The sequence below is a fragment of the Deinococcus fonticola genome, assembly GCF_004634215.1.
GTDB classification, from domain to species: domain Bacteria; phylum Deinococcota; class Deinococci; order Deinococcales; family Deinococcaceae; genus Deinococcus; species Deinococcus fonticola.
Genome location: NZ_SMMH01000006.1, coordinates 126,375 through 141,933 on the forward strand (window position 1 = coordinate 126,375; position 15,559 = coordinate 141,933).

16 protein-coding genes are annotated in these 15,559 nt (G+C 65.2%); 8 read left to right on the forward strand and 8 right to left on the reverse strand.

Annotated elements, in window-relative coordinates; all coding sequences use genetic code 11:
- The first annotated feature begins 54 nt into the window (after nt 1–54).
- The gene (locus E5Z01_RS05680) at nt 55–1,044 is read left to right on the forward strand and encodes a GGDEF domain-containing protein (RefSeq protein ID WP_167757786.1); all 990 of its coding nucleotides are present in this window, start codon (nt 55–57) and stop codon (nt 1,042–1,044) included.
- Here the strand turns inward: E5Z01_RS05680 and xseA are convergent.
- Entirely contained in the window at nt 1,034–2,236 is a 1,203-nt protein-coding gene (gene xseA, locus E5Z01_RS05685) for an exodeoxyribonuclease VII large subunit (protein ID WP_135228473.1), read from the reverse strand. The genes E5Z01_RS05680 and xseA overlap by 11 nt on opposite strands.
- A gap of 35 nt (nt 2,237–2,271) precedes the next feature.
- On the reverse strand, nt 2,272–2,667 hold the full coding sequence (locus tag E5Z01_RS05690; RefSeq protein ID WP_135228497.1) for a fluoride efflux transporter FluC: 396 nt from the start codon (nt 2,665–2,667) through the stop codon (nt 2,272–2,274).
- 43 nt (nt 2,668–2,710) lie between these two features.
- On the opposite strand from E5Z01_RS05690, the gene E5Z01_RS05695 reads away from it, so the two are divergent.
- Nucleotides 2,711–3,628, forward strand: coding sequence for a magnesium transporter CorA family protein (locus E5Z01_RS05695; RefSeq protein WP_135228474.1), 918 nt, complete (start codon nt 2,711–2,713; stop codon nt 3,626–3,628).
- A gap of 3 nt (nt 3,629–3,631) precedes the next feature.
- Here the strand turns inward: E5Z01_RS05695 and E5Z01_RS05700 are convergent, their stop codons facing one another.
- Nucleotides 3,632–4,417, reverse strand: a complete 786-nt coding sequence (locus E5Z01_RS05700) for an SDR family NAD(P)-dependent oxidoreductase (RefSeq protein WP_240738202.1) — start codon at nt 4,415–4,417, stop codon at nt 3,632–3,634.
- On the opposite strand from E5Z01_RS05700, the gene E5Z01_RS05705 reads away from it, so the two are divergent.
- Entirely contained in the window at nt 4,416–4,841 is a 426-nt protein-coding gene (locus E5Z01_RS05705) for a DUF4304 domain-containing protein (RefSeq protein ID WP_167757787.1), read from the forward strand. The two genes, E5Z01_RS05700 and E5Z01_RS05705, sit on opposite strands and share 2 nt — an antisense overlap.
- Nucleotides 4,842–4,859: 18 nt before the next feature.
- Here the strand turns inward: E5Z01_RS05705 and E5Z01_RS05710 are convergent, their stop codons facing one another.
- From E5Z01_RS05710 to E5Z01_RS05730, 5 genes are all read right to left on the reverse strand, one after another.
- On the reverse strand, nt 4,860–6,389 hold the full coding sequence (locus E5Z01_RS05710) for a dihydrolipoamide acetyltransferase family protein (protein ID WP_135228477.1): 1,530 nt from the start codon (nt 6,387–6,389) through the stop codon (nt 4,860–4,862).
- Between the two features lie 49 nt (nt 6,390–6,438).
- Nucleotides 6,439–6,672, reverse strand: coding sequence for a hypothetical protein (locus E5Z01_RS05715; RefSeq protein ID WP_135228498.1), 234 nt, complete (start codon nt 6,670–6,672; stop codon nt 6,439–6,441).
- Complete coding sequence (locus E5Z01_RS05720) at nt 6,672–7,703, reverse strand: alpha-ketoacid dehydrogenase subunit beta (RefSeq protein WP_135228478.1); 1,032 nt, start codon at nt 7,701–7,703, stop codon at nt 6,672–6,674. The genes E5Z01_RS05715 and E5Z01_RS05720 overlap by 1 nt, the downstream gene beginning before the upstream one ends.
- Entirely contained in the window at nt 7,700–8,809 is a 1,110-nt protein-coding gene (locus tag E5Z01_RS05725) for a thiamine pyrophosphate-dependent dehydrogenase E1 component subunit alpha (RefSeq protein WP_135228479.1), read from the reverse strand. The genes E5Z01_RS05720 and E5Z01_RS05725 overlap by 4 nt, the downstream gene beginning before the upstream one ends.
- A gap of 285 nt (nt 8,810–9,094) precedes the next feature.
- Nucleotides 9,095–10,696, reverse strand: coding sequence for an aminotransferase class V-fold PLP-dependent enzyme (locus tag E5Z01_RS05730; RefSeq protein WP_135228480.1), 1,602 nt, complete (start codon nt 10,694–10,696; stop codon nt 9,095–9,097).
- 130 nt (nt 10,697–10,826) lie between these two features.
- On the opposite strand from E5Z01_RS05730, the gene mnmG reads away from it, so the two are divergent.
- The 5 genes from mnmG to parB all read left to right on the forward strand — a co-directional run bounded on the left by mnmG (nt 10,827) and on the right by parB (nt 15,373).
- The gene (gene mnmG, locus E5Z01_RS05735) at nt 10,827–12,632 is read left to right on the forward strand and encodes a tRNA uridine-5-carboxymethylaminomethyl(34) synthesis enzyme MnmG (protein ID WP_135228481.1); all 1,806 of its coding nucleotides are present in this window, start codon (nt 10,827–10,829) and stop codon (nt 12,630–12,632) included.
- 91 nt (nt 12,633–12,723) lie between these two features.
- Nucleotides 12,724–13,044: a hypothetical protein gene (locus E5Z01_RS05740; protein WP_119764160.1), complete on the forward strand. Its 321-nt coding sequence runs from the start codon at nt 12,724–12,726 to the stop codon at nt 13,042–13,044.
- Nucleotides 13,045–13,049: 5 nt separating this feature from the next.
- Nucleotides 13,050–13,790 carry a 16S rRNA (guanine(527)-N(7))-methyltransferase RsmG gene (rsmG, locus tag E5Z01_RS05745; RefSeq protein WP_135228482.1) on the forward strand — a complete coding sequence of 247 codons (741 nt, stop codon included), beginning with the start codon at nt 13,050–13,052 and terminating at the stop codon, nt 13,788–13,790.
- A 7-nt stretch (nt 13,791–13,797) separates the two neighbouring features.
- Nucleotides 13,798–14,547, forward strand: a complete 750-nt coding sequence (locus E5Z01_RS05750) for a ParA family protein (protein ID WP_135228483.1) — start codon at nt 13,798–13,800, stop codon at nt 14,545–14,547.
- Complete coding sequence (gene parB, locus E5Z01_RS05755) at nt 14,531–15,373, forward strand: ParB/RepB/Spo0J family partition protein ParB (protein WP_135228484.1); 843 nt, start codon at nt 14,531–14,533, stop codon at nt 15,371–15,373. Before E5Z01_RS05750 ends, parB begins: the two co-directional genes overlap by 17 nt.
- Nucleotides 15,374–15,559: the final 186 nt, after the last annotated feature.

A 15,559-nucleotide genomic window follows, 5' to 3' on the forward strand; every position in this document is an offset into this window, starting at 1 on the left:
CTGGAGCGCATGAAGCAGCGCAGTGTTGCGGCTTTCTTTCTGGGTGGGGCGGGCATGACTGTGATCTCCCTGGTGCTTCCGACCCAGGGCGCGGTGGATGCCAGGCTGGGCATTCTCCTGCTCCTGTTCAGCTTGCTGCTGGGTGGAATTCAGCTGGTTGTGGCCCGCCAGAGGCGGGGGCAGGTTGAGGTACGGGACAGTCTGATGATGCTGCTGGGGAACGTTTGCGTGATCGTGGCGGCCCTGGGAGAAACGCTGCGTTTCGGCTCGCAGGTGTCCGCGCAGGTCATGTTGTGGCCCATGGTGTTCGCTGCCGGGTTTCTGGGACGGCGCTGGTGGCCCTGGCAGGCGCTGCTGGGCACACTGGGGTTGTTCATTCTGGGGTACGCCAAGGCGCTGTGGATCGGTGCTGGTGGGGCGTGGTGGGTCGATTCACTGGTGGTGGCGGTGTCCATGCTGGTGACCGGGGTGGTCGTGGTTTACTTTCGCCTGGCCGCAGAGCGTGAGGCGCAGGAACTCTCACGCCAGAGCGTCACCGATCCGCTGACCGGCCTTGCCAATCGGCGGGCCTTATCTGACGAATTTGCCCGTTTGCTCCGGTGCACCCCACCTTCTCATCAGGTGGCCCTGGTCATGTTCGACCTGGATTACTTCAAGCGCGTGAACGATGAATTTGGTCATCAGGTCGGGGATCAGGTGTTGCAGACGGCAGCCCGCCTCCTGGGTGCGCAGGCGGGGCAGACTCACCTGCTGGCCCGCATGGGCGGCGAGGAATTCCTGTGGGTCTTGCCCGGCCCGGACGCGAATGCCCTGGGCACGCAGGTGGAAGGCCTCCGCTTTAGCATCAGTCAGGACGCCGCCATGCGCGGGGTGACCCTCAGCGCTGGACTGGTCATCCGGGAACGGCACACGCTGACTTCAGGGGACTGGCTGGAGCTGCTGACCCTGGCTGACCGGGCCCTGTACCAGGCAAAAGATGATGGCAGAAACTGCCTCCGTATTGCGCCTGACACACTCCTGGCAGCCTGCCCGCTTACGGGGTAACTCGTGCCCTGACCGTCCCGTCGGCCCATTCCAGGGTCAGGGTCTCCCCGGCCCTGACCTGCGCGGCCTGCGTCACAGGCTGCCCGGCTGGGCCGCGCACCAGGGCGTACCCGCGTTTCAGGGTGCGCTCGGGGGTGAGACCCAGGGCCTGCCGCATCAGGTGATCCACGCTGGCAGAGGCGTGGTCGAGGTTCCGCGCAGCGGCGGCACGCACCCGGTCTTTCAGCCACTCGGTGCCCGCGTCGGCGTCCACCAGCTGCTGGGCGGCGTGCGCGTGGACGGTGCGAATGTCCTGCTGGGCCTGCGCCGCGCCCTGCGCGATCAGCCGGATCAGGTGCGCGGCGGCCTTGCTGGGCGTGTCCGTGCGCGTGTGCGCCACCTCGTCGAGCAGGGTGTCGTCGCGTGCGTGTCCCAGACCCGTGACCACCGGGGCCGGAAAGGTCGCCAGGGCACGGGCGACCCTTAAATCGTTGAGCCACGCCAGGTCGCTGACCGCCCCGCCCCCGCGAAGAATCACCAGGGCGTCGAGGGGTTCCTCGGCGTGCAGTTCGCGCGCCGCCTCCACAGCCCGCGACAGGCTGCCGGACGCCTCGCGGCCCTGAAAGGTGGCCTCCAGGTACACCGGGTGAATCACTTCCAGCGCCTCCAGCCGGTCCATTTCGCGCCGGAAGTCGCCCAGCCCCGCGGCCTCCTGCGGCGAGATGACGACCAGCCGGTCGATGTCCTGCGGGGCTTGCAGCAGGCGGTTCAGGCCATACACGCCCTCCAGCACCAGCGTTTCGCGCATGGCCTCCAGGCGCTGCGCCGCCTCGCCCAGCGTGAATTCCGGCGACACGTCCAGAATGTGCAGCGAGAACCCGTACTGCTCATGGAATTCCGCCGTGCAGTAGAGCAGCACCTTCTGGCCCGCCGCGAACAGCCCGCCGGTGGCCTTCCTGAATTTTGCCTCCAGGGCAAAGCGCTCCCGCGCCCACAGGGTGGCCCGGCACTTGGCCAGCTCACCGTCTGCTCCCAGTTCGACCAGATCCAGGTACAGGTGCCGCCGGTCCGTAACCGAGGCGATTTCGGCCCGCACCCACACCGCCCCCGGCACGCCCCGCGCAATGACCTGCCCCACGTAAGCCAGCACCTCCGAGAGTTCCAGGAAATGCTCGGGCGGGCGCTGGGGTTCCGTTTTCTGGCGTCTGGGCATAAGGCAGGGGGGGCAAAGAAAAGCCTGGCTACAGCTTACAACCTGCCGCCCAGCACGCGCCCGGCCACGGCGGCCAGCACACCCAGGCCGACACTGCTCAGGGCGTACAGCAGCGCCGCGCCGCCCCGGCCTTCGCGCAGGAGCAGGTCCATTTCGGTGCTGAAGGTGGAAAAGGTCGTGAAGGCGCCCAGCACGCCTGTGCCGAACGCTACGCGCGCGGCTTCCGGCCACAGGCCGCGCCCCACCAGGGCCAGGGTCAGGCCCAGCAGAAAAGACCCCAGCACGTTAATCAGCAGCACCGCCAAAGGAAACGCAACCACCGGAAAGCCCAGGCGACCCGCCAGCGGCGCCAGCAGCAGCACCACGCCCTGCCGGCAGGCCGCCCCGAGCGCGCCCCCCAGCATCAGGTACAGCCACAGGCCCAGCTTCACAGCAGGCAGCATACCCCGCGCCCCACGCACTACCATCAATTTCATGATTCGCGCCAAATGCCTGTCCACGGGCCAGGAGTTGACCTGGACAGGCCAGATCACCGACGTGTGGGTGGACACGCAAGACCCCACGCCGCAGGAACTGTCCGCCCTGCGAGCCGCTTTCCCATTCAACCGTTTTGCGCTGGAGGACGCCCTGGAACGCGGGCACTGGTCACGCGCCGAGCAGTACCCGGAGCACGCTTTCATCACCATTCGCAGTTACGCCGCTCCCGAAACGGCCGACGAGTTCACCGAGCGCGTGAGCCTGTTCGTGTTCCGGGAGGCGGTGGTCAGCCACAGCATGCACGGCACGCTGGCCCTGAACAGGGTGTGGGCCTTGACCGGGCGCGACTCCGTAAACACCCCGCAGGAGGTGACTTACGAGGTGCTCGATCACACGGCCGACACCTTCTTCGTGCTGGCCGACACGCTGGAGGCGCAGGTGGACGACCTGGAAGAGACTGTGTTCAGAAGCACGCGCCAGAGCCGCGTAGCGGACGTGTTCGACCTCAAGCACCTGATCGGCCCGGCCCGCCGCCTGGCCAGCGATGCCCGCGAGGCCGCCGCGCTGCTGGGGCGGCACGCCAGCGCCGCGCCCGCCGACCTGGTGCGCTACCGCGACGCGCAGGACAGTTTCACGCGCGCCGTCAGCCGCTTCGAGGCGCTGCGTGAGCACCTCACCAGCCTGCTCGACCTGCACCTGAGTTTGCAGGGGCAACGCATGAACGAGGTGATGCGCACCCTGACCGCCGTCAGCGTGATTTTCCTGCCGCTGACCTTCCTGGCGGGCGTGTGGGGCATGAACTTCGAGCACATGCCGGAGTTGAGAAGCCCTTACGGGTACGCTTTCGCCTGGGCGTGCTTTATTGGCATCGGCGCGGCGCTGGCGTACTACTTCAAACGGCGCGGGTGGTGGTGACCCTCACCGGACGTAACTGGCGCCGTTGATGTCCAGCGTGGCCCCGGTCATATGCCTGGCCAGTCCCGAGGAAAGAAAGGCGATGGTGTGGGCGATGTCCTCGGGCGGTGCGGCGTCGCCCAGGGGAAGCTCACGGGCCATCTCCTCGGCGTGGTCGCGGAGGTACGCGGAGGCCATGTCGGTGCGCACCCAGCCGGGCGCGATGGCGTAAGCCAGGATGCCCTCGCGGGCGTACCCGCGCGCAATGCTTTTCGTCAGGGAGATCAGGCCGCCCTTGCTGGCCGCGTAGTGCATGGCATCCGGGGTATCCCCCCGGAAGGCCGCGCGGCTGGCGACGTTAACGATTGTTCCGCCCCCTCGCGTACGAAAGTGCAGGATAGCCTCGCGGCACAGGTCAGCCGCCGCAATCAAGTTCACTTGCAGGGTACGCGACCAGATTTCATCCCACTGCACTTGCGGGTCGTCCACGCTGGCGCTGGGGAAAATCCCGGCGTTGTTCACCAGCACGTCCACCCGGCCTTTCCAGGTCACCGCATCCCGAAATAGTGACGCGGCGATGCCCGCTTGCGAGAGGTCGCCGCCCAGCGCGGTCGCTCTCCCCTCCCCTATCTCCTGCACGGCGGCCTGCGCTTCCCCGGCGCTCTGCCCGTAATGCACGATCACGCAGGCCCCCGCCTGCGCCAGCACCCGGCAGGTCGCCGCCCCGATCCCGCGTGAGCCGCCCGTCACCAGAACCACCTTGCCGGTCAAGTCGATCATGCGTTCATTTGAGCGCAAAATGATGGGCATGTCTCTTTCCGGGCAGGCCATTGATGCGGTGACCAGCGGTGAGGTCAAGCGCGTGCTGCGGCAGCGGGGATTTAAGAAGGATGGCCGCACCTTCAGACGGCAGGTGGGTGGGCACTGGCTCATCGTGAACATTCAGGCCAGTCAGGGGAATACGTGGGATGAGGCGCGATTTTACGTGAATCTGGCCGTGTACTACCCGGTTCTCGGAGTTGAGAGGGGCTGGCCTGTGCCTGAGAAACCCAGGGAGATTCACGGGCAATTCCGCCGACGGCTGGAGCCTGAAGGTGCGGGCTGGTGGACGTTGACGCCAGCAAGTGACGTGCAAAGCGTTTCAGCGGAAGTTGCCGAACTTCTTCTTTCAAGCGGTTTGCCCTGGCTAGAGCAAACAGCCAAGCAAAAAGAGCCACCCCAGTCCACGGAGTGACTTTTATTGAGAGACCTTTTACATGGCTTCCAGCATCAGCCGGTCGGGGTTTTCCAGCAGGCGGATGACTTCCTTGCAGAAGCGGGCGGCTTCCGCGCCGTCGACCAGGCGGTGGTCGAACGACAGGCTGAGGTACATCATGTGCGCGACCACGATGTTGTCGTTTTCGTCCACGATGGGACGCTTGACGATGCTGTGAATGCCCAGGATGGCGGCGTCAGGCACGTTGATGATGGGGAAGCTGAACAGGGCGCCGATGCTGCCGATGTTGGTGATGCTGAAGGTGCTGCCGGTCAGTTCGTCGGGTTGCAGTTTGCCCTCGTTGGCGCGGGCAGCCAGATCGACGACCTCGCGGGCCAGGTCGAAGACACTCTTCTGGTTCACGTCCCTCAGTACCGGCACGGTCAGTCCGGCGGGGGTGGCGACGGCCATACCCATGTTGTAGTAGCGCTTGTTCACGATTTCCTGGGTGGCCTCGTCGAAGCTGCTGTTCAGGCTGGGGTACTTGCGCAGCGCCACCGCCACGGCCTTGAAGATGAACGGCAGGTACGAGAGCTTCACGTCGGCGTTTTTCGCCTCTTCCTTCACGCGGCTGCGGAACTCGACCAGTTTGGTCATGTTCACTTCGTCCACGGTCAGGGTGCGCACGGTGTAGAGGTGGCTGGCCTGCATCTGGTTGCTGATGGCGCGGCGCATTCCACGCAGCGGCGTACGCTCCTCCAGGTGCTCGTAGCCTTTGGGCGTGCGGTACTGCACCGGCGGCACGGGCAGGCCATTGGCGACGGGCGCCTGGGGTTTAGTGGCTTGCGGAACGGCAGCCTGCGCAGGGGCGGCCTGCGGAGCGGCAGTTTGAGGGGCGGCATTTTGGGGGGCAGCAGCTTGATGGGCGCCCGCACTGCCCTGCTGGTGGGCCACCACGTCCTGCACGCGAATGCGTCCGTTCGGGCCGCTGCCCTGCACGTAGGCCAGGTCGATGCCCAGTTCACGCGCCAGCTGGCGGGCGGCAGGCACAGCCAGAATGCGGCCCTCGTTGCGAATTTGTGGCGCAGCGGCGGCGGTTGCGCGGCTACCCAGGCCCTGCACCGTCACTTTCTCGTCGCTGGCGAAGGTCTTGAAGAGGCTGGTACTGTCGTCGTCGGCCTTGGGCAGATGGGTGGCTTCCACGATGCTGCCGCCGCTGTCTCCACCCACCCGCTCGCGTTCCTCCTGCGCCTGCGCGGGCAGTTTCACGTCGGTGGTGGCCGGGTTCTCGGCGCTGTCCTGAATGGCCTGGGTGGCGCTGGGGGCCGCAGCGGAAGCTCCGGCGCCGCTGCCTGTCTCGTCGATCAGGGCAATAACCGAGTGAACCGCCACCACGTCGCCCTCGTTCGCCAGGCGCTGGTGCAGCACGCCCGCGACGGGGCTGGGGAGTTCCACGGTGACCTTGTCGGTCATGACCTCGCACAGGGGCTGTTCCAGCGCGATGGTGTCGCCTTCCTGCACCATCCATTTCAGGATTTCGCCCTCGACGACGCTTTCGGCAAGTTCCGGCAATACGATTTCTTTCATGTGTGACCTCTTTTTTCGGTGATGAGACGCCAGCGCGTTCAATGTTTGATTACAGGAAGATCAGCAGGGCGCGGATGACGCCCCAGGCGGCCAGCAGCGCGCCCAGCACCTGAATCCAGCGTTCCCCGGTGGCGTAGAACCACGCGGCCACCCCCAGAGCGACAAAAATCAGGCTGATGATGAGGGTATCCCACGGGTCGCCCAGCCGCCCCGCCAGCGCGTACAGCAGGAACCCGATCCCCATCCCGATGATGCTGATGACGGGGCGCGGCCAGGGTTTCATCAGTAGTTCAGGGTCTTGACGCACGCAGCGACGATGCGGTTCGCGCCGGGCAGATACACCTTGTCCTGCACGTACGGGTACGGGATGTCGAAGCCCGCGACCTGCGCGACGGGCGCGGTCAGAGAGTCGAAGGCCTGTTCCTGAATGACGTACGCGACTTCGCCCATGAAGTTCGCGGTGCGCGGCGCCTCGCTGACCAGCACGGCGCGGCCTGTTTTCTCCACGCTTTGCAGCACCAGCGGACGGTCCCACGGCAGGATGCTGCGCAGGTCGATGACCTCCACGCTGACGCCCTCGGCGCTCAGGGCCTCGGCGGCCTTCAGCAGATCCGGCATCACACCGCCATACCCGATCAGCGAGAGGTCGCTGCCTTCGCGGCGAATGACGCCCTCACCGATTTTCACGGTGTAATCGTGGTTCGGCACCTCGCCTTTGGCAGCGCGGTACAGGCGTTTGGGCTCGAAGTACATCACCGGGTCTTCGCTGCGAATCGCGGCTTTCAGCAGGCCCTTGGCGTCGTAGGGGGTGCTGGGCATCACGACTTTCACGCCGGCCATGTGCGCGTAGTAACTTTCGGGGCTCTGGCTGTGGTGGTGGCCGCCCTTCACGCCCCCGCCCGACGGCGTGCGAATCACCAGCGGCGCGCTGAACTGCCCGCCGCTGCGGTAACGGATTTTGGCCACCTGGCTGAGAATCTGGTCGAAGCCGGGGCCGATGTAATCCGCGAACTGAATTTCCGCGATGGGCCGCAAGCCGCGCACGGCCATGCCCACCGCCGCGCCCACGATGCTGGCCTCGCTGAGGGGCGAATCGAACACGCGCTTTTTGCCGAAGCGTTCCTGCAACCCGGCGGTCGCCATGAACACCCCGCCGCGTGCACCGACATCCTCACCGAACAGCACCACCCGCGAGTCCTGCTCCATTTCCTCGGCGATGGCTTCCGTGACGGCCTGAATCAGGGTAATCGTGCGGGTCTGCTCCCCCCCACTCTGGACAGCCCCCTCTTGATACTGCTCCTTGGTGGCGGTCATTGCGCTCCTCCGGTCTGCTCGGCCCGCAGGAACGCTTCCTGTTCACGCAGGTGGTCGGGCAGGTCGCTGTAGACGTCCTCGAACATGATGCGCCAGTCGGGTTCACCCGTCGCTTCGGCCTTCAGGACGGCCTCGTCGACTTCGCGGTACGTCGCCTCGATGATGCCGGTGCGTTCCTCGGGCGTGACAGGGTGGCCCAGGCGCTCCAGCAGGGCCTCCACGCGGGCAATGGGGTCGCGGCCCAGCCACTCGTTGACCTCGTCGCGGGTGCGGTAGAACTTCTCGGCGTCGGCGTCGGCGTTGCTGTGAGACCCGACGCGGTAGGTCAGGCACTCGACCAGCGCCGCACCGTGGCCGGCCCGCACCCATTCGGCGGCGTGCGTGCAGACTTCCATCACAGCGATGATGTCGTTGCCGTCGACGTAAAAGCCAGGGATACCGTACGCCCTGGCTTTGATGGCGACGTTCTCGCTGGACATCTGGTCGCGGCTGTGCATGCTGATGGCCCACTGGTTGTTCTCGCACACGAACAGGCAAGGGGCCTTGTTCACGGCCGCCATGTTGACCCCGGCGTGCCAGTCGCCTTCGCTGGTCGCGCCGTCCCCGAAGGTGCAGACGGTGATTTCATCGGTTCCCAGGTACTTCTGCGCAATGGCGGTGCCAGCGGCGGGCGGCACCTGCGAGGCAATAGAGCTGCTGACCGAAGCGAAGTTGAAACGCTTGGAGGCGAAGTGGTGGGGCATCTGCCGTCCGCGCGAGGTGTCGCTGTTCGTTCCGAGGTACTGGCTCAGCAGCTCGAACACCGGAATACCCAGGGCCATGCCCAGCACGTGGTCACGGTAATACGGCCAGACCCAGTCGTGCCCGGCGCGCAGGCTGCGGGCCAGACCGATCTGGGTGGCTTCCATGCCGCTGGCCTGCGCGTAGAAGGTGCTGCGGCCCTGGCGCAGCAGCGTAATAAGTTTGCGGTCGAACTCCCGGGCCCGCAGCATCTGGGCGTGCAGGTCGCGCAGCAGTTCCGGGGTGTACTTCTCCGGGAGGGCCTGGGTGGGGGTGCCGTCCGGGTCGACGTACCGAATAGGCTGTGTGGTAAAGGGTTCGATCATTGGGGCGCAGTTCTCCTGATGAGGACGGTTTCGAGGCACACCGCCGGGCTGAATTCAAATATCGAAGTTTGTCTAGCTCACGTGCGAACCGTATTTTAACCGGGCAGCCATGACGTGCGCGTCTTAAGGACGTCCAGTTATTTCAGACTACACGACGTGCGTGAAAAACAAATTGCGCAGCTCAGCCGCAACTTGCAGGAAGTTGCCAAGAATCGCAATACAGCTGCGCCCAAATAAGCGAAGGAGCAGCAACGTTGCTCTCCTTCGGCACGCCTGAGGTTAAGATCAGTAGGCGAAGAACACCAGATCGCGCGGCACGTTCGGGGGAATGGTTCTGCCCTGCTGCGGCACGGCCAGGGATTCGGCCAGTTGCCGCGCCTCTGCCAGATACTCTGCGAAAGGCACCGGGCCGGGAACCTGCTGCGGCCCTTCGCCACCGAACAGCTGGGGGCCCGCACTGTCATGAGGATGAGACCACGCCCCGGAATGCCAGTCGAAGTGGTATAGCGGCACAAACCGCTCACCGTACTCGGCCACGAACTCCAGGGCATCCAGGATGAACTCCACCTCTTCATCCGTGGACCACGGCGCCAGGTTCAGGCGCGTCCAGCCGGGCTTCACTCCCTCCATATCGCCCAGGATGCACTGCAGGTAACGGTCGGAGTGGGCGTCGTCAATGTTCAGCAGGCGGTGGCCGTACGGCCCGGCGCAGGCGCAGCCGCCACGCGACTGAATGCCGAACAGGTCATTCAGCAGCCTGACCACGAAGCGCGGGTGCAACTGTCCCCCACTGGAAGTGCCGACCAGAAACGACAGGAAGGCCAGGCGCGGGGCCTCAGGGTTGCCCAGCACCCGGATGCGCGGATGGAACCGCAGGCGGGCCATCGCCCGGCCGAAGAGTTCGTGCTCACGCGCTGTCAGGTGGGCCACCCCCAGCTCCTCTTTCACCTTGAAGGTCAGGGCCGTGCGCACCTTGCCGATGATGGCGGGGGTGCCGGCGTCCTCGCGCGCTTCGATGTCCGAGATGTAGGCGTGTTTGGAAGGGGTCACGTACTTCACCGTTCCCCCCCCTGCCGTGGTGGGGGTGCTCAGGTGATAGAGGTGCTGCTGGAAGCACAGCAGTCCCGGCGTTCCCGGCCCGCCCACGAACTTGTGCGGGCTGAGAAACACCGCGTCGTAGCCGTCCGGTCGCCCCGGCTTCATGTCGATCTCGACGTAGGGACCACTGGCCGCAAAATCGAAGAAGGCGTGCGCTCCATGCGCGTGGAGCAGTCGCGCCACCGAGCGCGTGTCGGTCAGCAGCCCGGTCACGTTGCTGGCCGCGCTGAACGATCCGATCTTGGGCCGCCCGGCATAGGCAGGATTTTTCAGTTCGACCAGCAGGGCGTCCAGGTCGAGGTTCCCCTTCGGACACAGCGGGATTTCCACCACTTCGGCCAGCGTTTCACGCCAGCTCACCTCGTTGCTGTGGTGTTCGTAGGGGCCGACGAACACCACCGGTCGCTGTTCGGCAGGAAGCGCAGCCAGCACCGTCTCGCGGTGGGCACTGCTGACCGTCAGGCCCAGGATGTCCTGCAGGCGACGCACCGCCGCCGTGCTGCCCGAACCGCAGAACACCAGTTTGCAGGTCTCGTCCCCGCCCAGTTGCCCGCGAATGTAGTCCTGGGCCTGGTGCGTCAGCAGGGTGCTGTGAGCACCGGTGGCGCTGTCCTCGGTGTGGGTGTTGGCGTACAGCGGCAGCACCAGCTCCTCGATGCGGCGCTCCACACTTTTGAGGGGTTTACCGGAGGCCACGTAGTCGGCGTAGGTGACTTTGCGCTGGCCGAACGGCGTAGGCACACTGACATCCTGACCCAGCAGGTCAGCCCTTAACGCGGCGAAGTCCATCTGCCCAGTGTAACGAACACTCCCCTCCTGTTCGTGGATAAAACTCGTCAGTTGCGCGGTATCCCCGGACGCCCAGCCCTCCTCTCACGTCACTTTGCTTTGCCCCAAAAGCGTCTACACTCGTTCGGTGATGAGCGGCTGGAATGTCATGGTGATCGGCGGCGGGCACGCCGGAATAGAGGCGGCCTGGGCGGCGGCGAAGTTTGCGCGCGTGGCCCTGATGATCGGCAACCCCGCCACGCTGGGGCGCATGCCGTGCAACCCGGCGGTCGGCGGCCCTGGGAAAAGTCAACTGGTCTTCGAGATTCAGGCGATGGGTGGTCTGATGGGCCACCTGGCTGACCAGACCGCCATTCACACCCGCGTGCTGAATGCCAGCAAAGGGCCGGCCGTGCAGTCCCTGCGCGTGCAGAACGAGCGCGACGCTTACGCCGAGTACGCGCAGGACATCCTGCTGAACCACCCCAACATCGACATCATCCGCGCGGAAGCGGCCGACCTGGAAACCGACGGGCAGGGTGGCTGGCAGGTGGTGACCACCGACGGCCGCCGCTACGCCGCCCGCAGCGTGGTGATCGCCGCAGGGACGTTTATGCGGGCGCAGACCTGGTATGGCCGGCAAAGCCGCCCGGAGGGTCGTCAGGGCGAGCCGCCCTCACGCTTCCTCTCCTCTGCTCTGGAGCGTGGCGGGCACCGGTTAAAACGGTACAAGACCGGCACACCACCGCGCGTTCGCGCAGATTCGGTGCAGTTTGCCGACCTCCTGGAAATCCCCGCCGACCCTGACCCGCGCGGCTTCACCGGCAAGCCTGGCCCGCTGGCTGCGCGCTCGCCCACCTGGCAGACCCACACCACTGCCCGAACCCATGAGTTGATCCAGCAGAATATCCACGAGTCGCCCATGTACGCGGGTGACATCGAGGGTCTGGGGCCGCGTTATTGCCCCAGCATCGAGGACAAGGTCATCAAGTTTGCGCACCATGACCGCCATCTGCTGTTCGTGGAACCGGACGGCGTGGACACCAGCGAGGTGTACCTGCAGGGCTTCAGCTCCTCGCTGCCGCCGCGCCTGCAGGACGAACTGGTGCGTACCCTGCCGGGCTTCGAGCAAGCAGTTATTCACCGCTACGCCTACGCCGTGGAATACGACGTGGTGGACTCGACCGAGCTGACCCTGAACATGGAGTCGCGCCGCATGCCTGGGATATTTACCGCCGGACAGATCAACGGCACCAGCGGATACGAGGAAGCGGCGGCCCAGGGTCTGATTGCCGGCGCCGCTGCTGCACGCCGTTCCGACGGCCTGAGCGCCCTGCATGTTTCACGTGAAACGGGCTACCTGGGCGTGCTGCTGGATGATCTGGTGTTCAAGGGCAGCGAAGAACCCTACCGCATGATGACCAGCCGCGTGGAGCACCGCCTGCTGGTACGCCAGGACAACGCCGACGAGCGCATGACGCCCCTGGCCCACCAGATGGGCTTGGTGGACGACACCGTTGCCAGTGCTGTGACCGAACGTTACCAGCGCATTGCGGGCGCGGTAGCCCAGCTGGCCACTCAGCGGATTGAGGGCACCGACGGCACAGCCTACCTGCGCCGCCCGGAGTTTCACCTGGACGATCTCGAAGCACTGGGGTTCACGCTGCCGGAACTGAACCGGGCTGACCGTGAAGCGGTGGAGATTCGCATAAAATATGCAGGCTACATCGCCCGCGCCGAGCAGCAGCTCAGATCGGAAGCAAAGGCACGTACACTGACCCTCGCTGAAATTGATTACCAGGCGGTGCCGTCACTGTCCAATGAAGCGCGCGAAAAGCTGTCGCGCTTGCGACCAGGCACTGTCGAGCAGGCCAGCAGGATTGCCGGGGTGCGCACCACTGACATCAGCGCGCTATTGGTGCATCTGCGGCGGGCCAGGATTTCACGGGAAACTTGACGGTGAAACAGCCGGTTTAAATCGGGCCGGATCACTTGACCCACCGGGCGTTTCACGGGAAACTTGACGGTGAAACAACCGGGAGGTTTCTTTGACGGAATTTGAACAAGGCCTGCTGCTGGGCGTCCTGATCGGCGAGGGTCACTTTGGTGGGGATGGCCGCCAGCCCCAGATTACGGTGCGTATGCACACCAAACACGCCCAACTGTTTCAGACGCTGGTGAGGTTGTGTCCGGCTTCCAAGCTGTACGGGCCATATGAACACGGTGGCCGCAGCTATTACCAGTGGATGGTGCGCGGCGATTCCCTGCGGCAGCAACTCGTGCCCCTGCTGGACAGGTTGCCACTGCAACAGACCGATACGCACGTCTACGAACGCTATATGGACATGAAAGAGAGGTACGCCCTGTGAGCAGCATGACCGGGAACGGGGAAGCCCTGCTACTGGGCGGCGCGGCGGCATTAGGAATCAAGCTTGAGGCCGAGCAGGTCGCCGCCTTCAGGCAGTTGTACGCGCTGCTGCTGGAAGGCAACGCCAGACTGAACCTGACCGCCCTGAAAACCGAACAGGACATCGTGCTCAAGCATTTCGTGGATTCGCTGTCGTGCCTGCGGGGTTATCACCTTGACACCCCGGCGAAAGTCCTCGACCTGGGAACGGGTGGCGGCTTTCCGTCTCTGCCGCTAGCCATTGCCCGCCCCACACTGGAGCTGGTGCCGATGGACGCCACGCGCAAGAAGATCGACTTCGTGCGTGAAACGGCCCACACCCTGGGGTTGTCCCGGGTGACGCCCGTCGTGGGGCGCGCAGAAACCCTCGGGCGAGACCCCGAATTGCGTGCCCAGCACGACCGGGTGGTGGCGCGCGCCGTGAGTGCCTTGCCGATCCTGGTGGAACTGGCGCTGCCTTTTCTGAAGGTCGGGGGGCTGCTGCTGGCTCAGAAAGGCGCGCTGTCCGGCGATGAACTGGACGCCGGCGCACAGGCCGCGCTGGAAGTGGGGGGGCGGATTCAGGAAGTGGACGAGTTCACCCTGCCCAGCCTAGGCGACGCACGCACGCTGGTGGTCGTCGAGAAAATCAGAGCGACCCCGCCGCGTTACCCGAGGCGCGACGGACTTCCCAACCAGCAACCGCTATTCTGGACAGCCAAGGGATAGGAGACGAATGAAGACAATTGGAATCGTCAACCAGAAAGGTGGAGTGGGGAAGACGACCACCGCCGTGAACCTGGCGGCTTACCTGGCGGCCGGGGGCCGCAAAGTCCTGCTGCTGGATATGGATCCCCAGGGAAACGCCACCAGTGGCCTGGGCCTGCGCGGTTCGGCGCATGGCCTGTACGAGGCCCTGGGGGAACCGTCGCGCAGCGGCGAATACACGCTGCCCAGCACCCAGGAAAACCTGAGCGTGCTGCCGGCCACGCCCGATCTGGCCGGGGCCGGCGTGGAACTGGCCGACGACCCGGACGCCCTGGCGCGGCTGCTGGCCAGCATCCAGGGCTATGACCTGGTGGTGGTGGATGCCCCACCCAGCCTGGGGCCTCTCACCGTCAACATCCTGGCGGCGGTCGATGCCCTGGTGATTCCGGTACAGGCCGAGTACTACGCCCTGGAGGGCCTGGCTGGCCTGATGGAAACCATCGAGCGCGTTCAGGATGGCCTGAACCCCAGGCTCAAGGTGCTGGGCGTGGCCCTGACCATGCTGGACAGCCGCACCAACCTGGCCCAGGAAGTCGAGAGCATGGTCCGGCAGCACTTCGGCGAACTGGTGTTCTGGTCCGTGGTCCCCAGAAACGTGCGGCTCAGCGAAGCCCCCAGTTTCGCCAAGGCCATCAACACCTTCGCCCCTCTTTCCAGTGGCGCCGCCGCTTACAAGCGCCTCTCCGAGGAGGTACTGCAACGTGTCGAAAAAATCTAGTCTAGGGCGGGGCCTCAGCGCTCTGATTCCTAAAAAGGAAGTGGAGGCGGGCAGCGGCACGCAGGTGCAGTCCCTCAGCCTGAATCTCGTCACCCAGGCCGCCTACCAGCCCAGGCAGGTGTTCGAAGCTGGAGCCCTGGCAGAACTGGCCCAGAGCATCCGTGAAAAGGGCGTGCTGCAACCCCTGCTGGTGCGCCCACGCGGCGACGCCTTCGAGATCGTGGCCGGCGAACGCCGCTGGCGGGCCAGTCAATTGGCGGGCCTCAGTGAAATTCCGGTGATTATCCGCGACCTGGGCGACCGAGAGGCGCTGGAAATTGCGATTATCGAGAACCTGCAACGCGAAGACCTAGGAGCGCTGGAAGAAGCCCGCGCCTACCAGGCCCTGCTCGACCACGGCCTGAACCAGGAAGGGGTGGCGCAGGCGGTCGGGAAGGGGAGAAGCACCGTGACCAACGCCCTGCGGCTGCTGACCCTGCCGGAAGCCGCCCTGAAGGCCCTGGACGGCGGCCAGATCAGTGCCGGACATGCGCGGGCGATTCTGGCCCAGCCGGAAAAAGACCGCGCCTGGGCCCTGGAGCAGATCACCACGCGCGGCCTGAACGTCCGGGAAGCCGAAGCCCTGAAGCGGGAGAGCAGGGCGCCACAGCCGATCAAGGTCAACCCGCCGCGCGCCTACCGTCAGGTGGAACTTGACCTAAGCCGCCGCACCGGAACGAAAGTCAAAATCACCGGCGAGGACAAAGGCAAGGTGGAATTCAACTATGCCTCCCGCGAGGAGCTGGATCGTCTGCTGAACCTGCTTGGGTACGAGGCCGAGGAGTAATACGGAACTAAATTGAGTTCAGAACATTTCGAATCCAAGGGAAGAAGGTGAGCGAGCGGACCACTGAAGGATTGGCCATCAGGCGCTGGCACTCCTGACTCAACACCTCCTCGACCTCATCCAGGGATTTGAACGTCCGGTTCGCCACCGGACGTTTCACCTGACCGACCAGCGGCTCTGCGGGCG

What these genes read in the sequence shown, in the direction of transcription:
- mnmG (WP_135228481.1), top strand. Translation starts at nt 10,827, where the DNA reads ATGAGCGGCTGGAATGTCATGGTGATCGGCGGCGGGCACGCCGGAATA.
- E5Z01_RS05705 (WP_167757787.1), top strand. Translation starts at nt 4,416, where the DNA reads ATGTCTCTTTCCGGGCAGGCCATTGATGCGGTGACCAGCGGTGAGGTC.
- E5Z01_RS05710 (WP_135228477.1), bottom strand. Translation starts at nt 6,389, where the DNA reads ATGAAAGAAATCGTATTGCCGGAACTTGCCGAAAGCGTCGTCGAGGGC.
- E5Z01_RS05750 (WP_135228483.1), top strand. Translation starts at nt 13,798, where the DNA reads ATGAAGACAATTGGAATCGTCAACCAGAAAGGTGGAGTGGGGAAGACG.
- E5Z01_RS05695 (WP_135228474.1), top strand. Translation starts at nt 2,711, where the DNA reads ATGATTCGCGCCAAATGCCTGTCCACGGGCCAGGAGTTGACCTGGACA.
- xseA (WP_135228473.1), bottom strand. Translation starts at nt 2,236, where the DNA reads ATGCCCAGACGCCAGAAAACGGAACCCCAGCGCCCGCCCGAGCATTTC.
- E5Z01_RS05730 (WP_135228480.1), bottom strand. Translation starts at nt 10,696, where the DNA reads ATGGACTTCGCCGCGTTAAGGGCTGACCTGCTGGGTCAGGATGTCAGT.
- E5Z01_RS05715 (WP_135228498.1), bottom strand. Translation starts at nt 6,672, where the DNA reads ATGAAACCCTGGCCGCGCCCCGTCATCAGCATCATCGGGATGGGGATC.
- E5Z01_RS05680 (WP_167757786.1), top strand. Translation starts at nt 55, where the DNA reads ATGACTGTGATCTCCCTGGTGCTTCCGACCCAGGGCGCGGTGGATGCC.
- E5Z01_RS05720 (WP_135228478.1), bottom strand. Translation starts at nt 7,703, where the DNA reads ATGACCGCCACCAAGGAGCAGTATCAAGAGGGGGCTGTCCAGAGTGGG.
- E5Z01_RS05700 (WP_240738202.1), bottom strand. Translation starts at nt 4,417, where the DNA reads ATGCCCATCATTTTGCGCTCAAATGAACGCATGATCGACTTGACCGGC.
- rsmG (WP_135228482.1), top strand. Translation starts at nt 13,050, where the DNA reads ATGACCGGGAACGGGGAAGCCCTGCTACTGGGCGGCGCGGCGGCATTA.
- E5Z01_RS05725 (WP_135228479.1), bottom strand. Translation starts at nt 8,809, where the DNA reads ATGATCGAACCCTTTACCACACAGCCTATTCGGTACGTCGACCCGGAC.